The sequence below is a fragment of the Pseudomonas sp. LFS074 genome, from assembly GCF_047978165.1.
Taxonomy (GTDB): domain Bacteria; phylum Pseudomonadota; class Gammaproteobacteria; order Pseudomonadales; family Pseudomonadaceae; genus Aquipseudomonas; species Aquipseudomonas putida_P.
This window is the reverse complement of record NZ_JBFPFV010000017.1, coordinates 1-2080: the sequence shown is the minus strand read 5'-3', so window position 1 is coordinate 2080 and position 2080 is coordinate 1. Positions and strand designations below refer to the sequence as shown.

Here is a 2080-nt window from a genome sequence, read left to right as displayed (position 1 = left end):
CTGAAGTACAGCCTTGAGACCAAAGTCATCGGCGGCCTGTTCTTCGCCGGGCAGATCAACGGCACCACCGGTTACGAAGAAGCCGGTGCCCAAGGCCTGCTGGCCGGTACCAACGCCGCACTGCGTGCGCAGGGCCGCGACAGCTGGTGCCCGCGCCGCGACGAGGCGTACATCGGTGTACTGGTCGACGACCTGATTACCCTGGGTACCCAGGAGCCGTACCGCATGTTCACCTCGCGTGCCGAGTACCGCCTGATCCTGCGCGAAGACAACGCCGACTTGCGCTTGACCGAAAAAGGTCGCGAGCTGGGCCTGATCGATGACCAGCGTTGGGCTGCTTTCTGCGCCAAGCGCGACGGCATCGAGCGTGAGGAACAGCGCCTGAAGTCGACCTGGGTACGCCCGAACACCGAGCAAGGCCAGGCCATTGTGGATAAGTTCGGTACCCCGCTCAGCCACGAATACAGCCTGCTCAACCTGCTCGCTCGCCCAGAAATCGACTACGCTGGCCTGATCGAGGCGACTGGCGGTGAAGCAATCGATCCACAGGTCGCCGAGCAGGTCGAAATCCGTACCAAGTACGCCGGCTACATCGACCGCCAGCAAGATGAGATCGCCCGTCTGCGCGCCAGCGAAGACACGCGCCTGCCTGTGGATATCGACTACTCGACCATTTCCGGCCTGTCCAAGGAGATCCAGGGCAAACTGGGACAAACCCGCCCAGAAACCCTGGGCCAGGCTTCGCGCATCCCGGGCGTGACCCCGGCGGCGATTTCCCTGTTGCTGATTCACTTGAAAAAACGCGGCGCTGGCCGCGAATTGGAGCAAAGCGCTTGAGTTCCCTGGTCACCCCGCAACACGCTGAAGAGTTGTCCACAGGTGCACGGCAGCTCGGAGTCGAGCTGAGCGCAGAGCATCACGAAAAGCTGCTCGGCTACCTGGCCCTGCTGATCAAATGGAACAAAGCCTACAACCTCACCGCCGTGCGCGACCCGGATGAGATGGTGTCGCGTCACCTGCTGGACAGCCTCAGCGTCATGTCGTTTATCCACAACGAGCGTGACAATTGGCTGGACGTCGGCAGTGGCGGTGGCATGCCTGGCATCCCGTTGGCTATCCTGCATCCGCACAAGCGGGTGACCGTGCTGGACGCCAATGGCAAGAAGACGCGCTTCCTGACCCAGGTGAAAATGGAGTTGAAGCTGGACAACCTCACGGTTATCCACAGCCGAGTGGAAGCCTTCCAGCCGGCACAACCGTTCGACGGAATCATCTCCCGCGCCTTCAGCAGCATGGAGAACTTCACCAACTGGACCCGCCACTTGGGCGACACCGGGACGCAATGGCTTGCAATGAAGGGGCTGCATCCTGCCGATGAACTGGTAGCATTGCCCGCAGACTTCACAGTGGAAAGCGAACAGGCCCTGACCGTTCCGGGTTGCCAGGGCCAGCGCCATCTGCTGATACTGCGCCGCAAGGCATGACTGGGAACACGCGCATCAATGGCTAAGGTATTCGCAATCGCGAACCAGAAAGGTGGTGTAGGCAAGACCACCACCTGTATCAATCTCGCCGCCTCGCTGGCCGCGACCAAGCGTCGTGTGCTGCTGATCGACCTCGATCCGCAAGGCAACGCCACCATGGGCAGCGGCGTGGACAAGCACGAGCTCGAGCACTCGGTCTACGACCTGCTCATCGGGGAATGCGACCTGGCCCAGGCCATGCATTACTCCGAACACGGAGGCTTCCAGCTGCTGCCGGCCAACCGCGACCTGACCGCCGCCGAAGTGGTGCTGCTGGAAATGCAGGTCAAGGAGAGCCGCCTGCGCAACGCTCTGGCACCCATCCGTGAGAACTATGACTACATCCTCATCGACTGCCCGCCGTCGCTATCGATGCTCACGCTCAACGCCCTGGTCGCGTCCGATGGCGTGATTATCCCCATGCAGTGCGAGTACTACGCACTGGAAGGTCTCAGCGACCTTGTGGATAACATCAAGCGCATCGCCGCCCGGTTGAACCCGGAGCTGAAGATCGAGGGCCTGCTGCGGACCATGTACGATCCGCGCCTTAGCCTGAA

The 2080-nt window shown here is 61.6% G+C and carries 3 protein-coding genes; all 3 read left to right on the top strand.

The window, feature by feature from the left end:
• The coding region (locus ACNQP3_RS29275) for an FAD-dependent oxidoreductase (protein ID WP_416470707.1) at positions 1-837 on the top strand (837 nt) is incomplete at its 5' end.
• Positions 834-1484, top strand: a complete 651-nt coding sequence (rsmG, locus tag ACNQP3_RS29270; RefSeq protein ID WP_012274914.1) for a 16S rRNA (guanine(527)-N(7))-methyltransferase RsmG — start codon at positions 834-836, stop codon at positions 1482-1484. The genes ACNQP3_RS29275 and rsmG, both read left to right, overlap by 4 nt.
• Positions 1485-1502: 18 nt before the next feature.
• A partial coding sequence (locus tag ACNQP3_RS29265) for a ParA family protein (RefSeq protein ID WP_416470706.1) occupies positions 1503-2080 on the top strand: 578 nt, incomplete at its 3' end.